Source organism: Micromonospora sp. NPDC048843 (genome assembly GCF_040649965.1).
In the GTDB taxonomy this organism is placed as follows: domain Bacteria; phylum Actinomycetota; class Actinomycetes; order Mycobacteriales; family Micromonosporaceae; genus Micromonospora; species Micromonospora hortensis.
The window spans coordinates 1-4,499 of the sequence record NZ_JBEZGJ010000310.1; the positions used below are offsets into that span (position 1 = coordinate 1).

A 4,499-nucleotide genomic window follows, 5' to 3' on the forward strand; every position below is an offset into this window, starting at 1 on the left:
CCGTCCCCATTGGGGGGCGGGGGGGGCCCCCCCCCCCCCCCACGGATCCACGCATCAGATCAGTTGTGCCGTCTCTGCCTACCGCGCAGGTTCCAGTACGACGACCGGGATCTCGCGGGTGGTCTTCCGCTCGTAGTCGGCGAAGCCTGGATAAGCGACCTTCAACGGGCTCCAGATCCGTTCCCGCTCGTCACCGACGGCAACTCTCGCGACCAACTCGAACTTGTCCGTACCGATCTCCGCATGGACCTTCGGGTGAGCGAGCAGGTTGTAGTACCAGTCCGGATTGGTAGGCGCACCGCCCTTGGACGCGAACACGGCATAACCGCCGTCCACCTTCTGGTACATCATCGGGTTCACGCGAGGCTGGCCGCTCTTGGCACCGACCGTGTGCAACAGCAGCAGCGGGGCGCCGGCGAACTGACCGCCAACCTGCCCGCCGTTGGCGCGAAACTCCGCGATGATCTTGTCGTTGAAGTCGCTCATGCTTCTCCCCGCATCCGCGCACCGGCTCCGTCATCACGATTCTGACAGTCTCCGGCGCCCACTGCTTGCATGCGCAGGCTGTGGTCGCCACATGCGCCGACGTAGAGTCTCGGCCGTGGACGAGGGTCGCTTCGAGCGCTATGACCGGTACGAGCGGTCTCTTGTCGACGTACTCGACCTGCTCAACCTCGCGGCGCCGCTGGCACCTTCCGGCGACGAGCGGAACGACCCGCAGGCCCGGCGGCATTGGCAATGCAGGGTGGCCCTGATGATCATGCGGGAGGCGGTACCACCGCAGCCGGTGGGGTTGTTCGAACCGCTGATGCTCGCAGCCGTCTACGAACCTGACCCAAGTCACACCCAACGACACATCAGACCAGCGCTCGCTGCTTTCGGCCGCCGACGCGTCCAGACCAGGCTGCTCGAATATCTCCGAACGGGAACCGACTACGAGATCATCGGCGCGGCCGACGCCTGGTACTGCTCGTACCTGCGCGTCACGGGCAGCGACGCCGAAGACGATCCGTGCGCCGACCTGCGGCATGCCTTCCAAGAAACCGGCCTGCGCATAGTCCTGGCCAACGACCACCCGGGAGTCCGCAGCCGCATCATCACCCTGCTGAACCTTCGCCTCGAAGCAAACCCACCAGAGCTGCGCCCACTGGTCTCCGAGGTGCTCCGCACGGTGTTCCCGTCCTAGACCCAGACGGCGAGGACGCCCCGGGGCCCGATCGCGTGATCGGTCACGCAGAGCGCGCGACCGGGGCGTCGCCAATCGCAGGGTCAACCACTGGTCGCCACCCACTCAGTCGGTGCAGTCCTCAAACTCGTGCTGCGCCATCCGTCCGCGACGGCGGGCGTCCGGCAATATTGCCACCGGCGCAGGCACCCGGCACGATCGATTCGTGACTCCCGAAGAGGCCCACCTCCGCTGCGAAGCAGTTTCGTGGATCAGCCACGACTTCCCGGGCTGGGTGCGGGTACGCCTCGTCGACGTCAACAGCACGTCCTGGTACTTCGTCGACAAGGTCCCGGTCTTCACCGCTGACAAGTCGCGCCTTGAGGATCGCCTGCCTGCGCCTGTCCACATCATGTGCAGCATCGTCGGCCGAGATGACGAGGCACTCGTCGTCTCGACCGCACCGTGCGGGGTCGAAGCCGAGGACGGACAACGCCTGTTCCGGGTACATCCGAGCCAGCTCGACCGACAGACAGTTTAGGAAAGCAGTTGCGCTGCGTTGAGCGAAGGTGCCCTGAGCAGCGAAAAGGCCAGGCAGTCGTAGCCTGACCCCCTAGATCGTTCGGCGTATAATCCAAATCTTGGCCATGGATCCCTGGCCACCCCTTTCGATGCGAAGATCACGGCGGCAGTATGTCCATGTGGCATCGACAGAGACAGGACAGCAGGCCCTTCAAGCGCGGGCGGCTCTCATTCTGGCAGCTCGCCGTCGCTCGCTGGTGACGTACAAGGAGCTGGGTCTAGCGATAGGCATGACGGGAGTCGCCCTGGGCACCCACATGGGCCGAGTGCTGGACAAGCTTTCGGACCTGTGTATCGAGGCCGGTGAACCGTCGCTCGCAGCCCTCGTTGTCAACTCGACGACCGGGGCCCCGGGGAAAGGCTACGACGACGGCGGGGTCCCCTGGCACACCGCGGTGCAGGAGATCTTTCGCCACTGGGCCGAGCAGTAAGCTCGCGGCAGGCACGGGGAAACTCTCGCTGGCACAGCGCGAACCCGGACGACTCCCTTACAAGTTCTGAGCGCTTCGTCTGGCGAGGTCCGTCCCCATCCGCGACCTAGGGCCGTTGACCTCGGGTGGCAGCCGACGGCTTACCAGTCACTATCACACCACACCTTATTGCCCATTGCCCCGCCGGCCATAACCCCTTCACCAATGCCTTCGGCTCCGCCTGGCCTGACGACTTATGGAGGTAGAGCATGTTCTTCAAAGCCGCCGCCACTGTGCTGTTTGTTGGTGGAGGGCTGGCTGCATTGGCCTGGCTTGCCAACTGGCCCTTCAACACCCCGTGGGAGAAGGATCTCAGTGCCGAGCAACGGCGGATTGACACCATGCACAATAGGCGTCATCACCGTGCTGCGGCACGCATGTTGTTACCTTTTCTTGTCATCTTGTTCGGAATTTCCTCGGTGACAATTTTGTCAGGCCCCAATAGTGATCCATTCGCAGCGGTAGTCATGGCCGTCTGTTCGGTTGTGTGTGCCGGCTTGTTCGGTGCCCTGATCAAGAGGGGGCGCAGGCGACGGTCTTCGACACGGCGATGAACTCGTTGACTCAGAGCAGCACCCGCGCTCATCCATTCTGGAGCGACCACCTCGCCGTCCCGTCTGCCATCGACCCACAGTGGGACGGCCTACCGCCAACCACCCATGGACAGTGACCCGCCGACGCAACCCCGGCCAGCCTGGAGCCGGAGCCCGCCGGAGGCGCCCTAAGTGCAACCCCGCCACGGCCGCCAGCTCGCCGACGCGGCCGACGTGCGCTCCACTACGCAGCGCGGGCTCGTGGCCGCGCGGAATTCGGTTCCCTGGCCCATCCTCGTTCGAGCACGAGGACGGCTTCCTGCCCTCGAAGCTGAGAGACGCGGCGGCCAGGCAATACCGCACCGCCCGCCGCATCCCGTGAGCAAGAAGCTACGGTGGGTCGCGGAGCGGAATGGGTAAGGTTCCTACCCCTGGATCACGAGAGAAGCCCGACCTTGATCGCAAGGTCACGGGCATCGTCACGAGTGGAACGTGGGCCGTCGAGCAGGTCCAAGGTGATCTGGCGGGCGTACCCGTTGAAGCGGATCGTCTCCGGGGCCGACTCGTACGCCTGCCGGAGGCTCATCACGGCCGCGTCCTTGTCGTCCTTGCCGTAGTGCGCCCGCGCGACCTCGATGAGATGGCGTGCCCGGCGCGGCCTCGACGGGATCGCCGCGGAATCATGACGGCGGGCCTGTCGCACCGCCTCACCGGACTTCTGCAACTCCACCGCCACGGTCACCGCGTGAGCGCCCATGATGATCTGTGAGAACGACGTCTGCGGCTGATAGAAGCCCTGCGGCAGGCGCTGGGCCACCCGATCCGCGCGGTCCCAGTACCGCCAGGCCCGGCCTTCCTCGCCAGCACGGGCGGCGGTGTAGGCAGCCTCGAAGTTCAACGCGCCCCAGAGCGCCAACAGGTTCGTGTTCCCGTCGGCCGTACGCGGCTCCAGCGCCGACAGGAGGTCCAGTGTCACTGCCATAGCGGTGTCCCAGTCACCGGCATCCCGATGTACCTGGCACAGGAACCATCCCGCGCACGCCACCGCCTCCGGGTCGCCGGACTCCTGCGCCGCCACCATCGCTCGGTCCGCGACCCGCCACAACAACTCGGCAGCGGGTTGATAGGCAAGGAACATCTGCGTCAGCCCGAACGTCTCCGCCAGCAGGGCCTGAGCCTGCCGACGCTCATCACCCTCGTACGCCAACGCGGCGCGCTGCACATCGCGCAGCAGCCCCGGCAGCAGTCCGCCCAGCACCGTACGGTGGTCCGACGACTGATGGCGTGCCCGCCATGCCATCGCAAGCCGTTCCCTCAGGCCCGTCAACGACTCCGGGGAAGCCTCGTCGAAGACTGCGAAGCGGTTCACCGCGTCCCGGACCGACGCCAGCGCCGGATGCTCCGGCCCGTTGACCACGGCAGACCGGGCGCTCAACTCCCCGACCAAGGCAGCCACCTCGACCTTGAGAGCACGCGCGATGCGATCCAGCATGTGAATGCGCGGCGGCAGGATGCGATCGGTCTCCACTGCCTTGACCCACTCGGCGCTACGACCCACCAACCCTCCGAGCACCGCACGAGTCTTCCCGGACCGCTCCCGGTAAACCTTCAACCGCTGCCCGAAAGTCAACTCCGGCAGAGAATCCATCCCGGACCTCCTCGTAGCGAGGGACGCGCCGTCGGCACCAGGTCGCTGTTCCCCCAACGCTACCGGCCTGCCTGTCGCCTCATTACCCCTCACACGCCACG

At 65.8% G+C, this 4,499-nt stretch carries 6 protein-coding genes; 4 read left to right on the top strand and 2 right to left on the bottom strand.

All coding sequences use genetic code 11. The features are described from left to right. Positions 1-78: 78 nt before the first annotated feature. A complete protein-coding gene (locus tag AB0C20_RS35275) occupies positions 79-486 on the bottom strand; it encodes a nitroreductase family deazaflavin-dependent oxidoreductase (protein WP_357569635.1) in 408 nt (135 codons plus the stop codon). A 115-nt stretch (positions 487-601) separates the two neighbouring features. Between AB0C20_RS35275 and AB0C20_RS35280 the strand changes: the two genes are divergently transcribed. The 4 genes from AB0C20_RS35280 to AB0C20_RS35295 all read left to right on the top strand — a co-directional run bounded on the left by AB0C20_RS35280 (position 602) and on the right by AB0C20_RS35295 (position 2,771). Then, on the top strand, positions 602-1,186 hold the full coding sequence (locus AB0C20_RS35280; protein WP_357191659.1) for a hypothetical protein: 585 nt from the start codon (positions 602-604) through the stop codon (positions 1,184-1,186). A gap of 205 nt (positions 1,187-1,391) precedes the next feature. Then, positions 1,392-1,706 (top strand): hypothetical protein, encoded by a 315-nt coding sequence (locus AB0C20_RS35285; protein WP_357569636.1) that lies wholly within the window; start codon positions 1,392-1,394, stop codon positions 1,704-1,706. 271 nt (positions 1,707-1,977) lie between these two features. Next, entirely contained in the window at positions 1,978-2,178 is a 201-nt protein-coding gene (locus AB0C20_RS35290; protein WP_357569637.1) for a hypothetical protein, read from the top strand. A gap of 248 nt (positions 2,179-2,426) precedes the next feature. Next, entirely contained in the window at positions 2,427-2,771 is a 345-nt protein-coding gene (locus tag AB0C20_RS35295; RefSeq protein WP_357191662.1) for a hypothetical protein, read from the top strand. A gap of 415 nt (positions 2,772-3,186) precedes the next feature. Here the strand turns inward: AB0C20_RS35295 and AB0C20_RS35300 are convergent, their stop codons facing one another. Continuing rightward, the gene (locus AB0C20_RS35300) at positions 3,187-4,398 is read right to left on the bottom strand and encodes a helix-turn-helix transcriptional regulator (protein WP_357191664.1); all 1,212 of its coding nucleotides are present in this window, start codon (positions 4,396-4,398) and stop codon (positions 3,187-3,189) included. Positions 4,399-4,499: the final 101 nt, after the last annotated feature.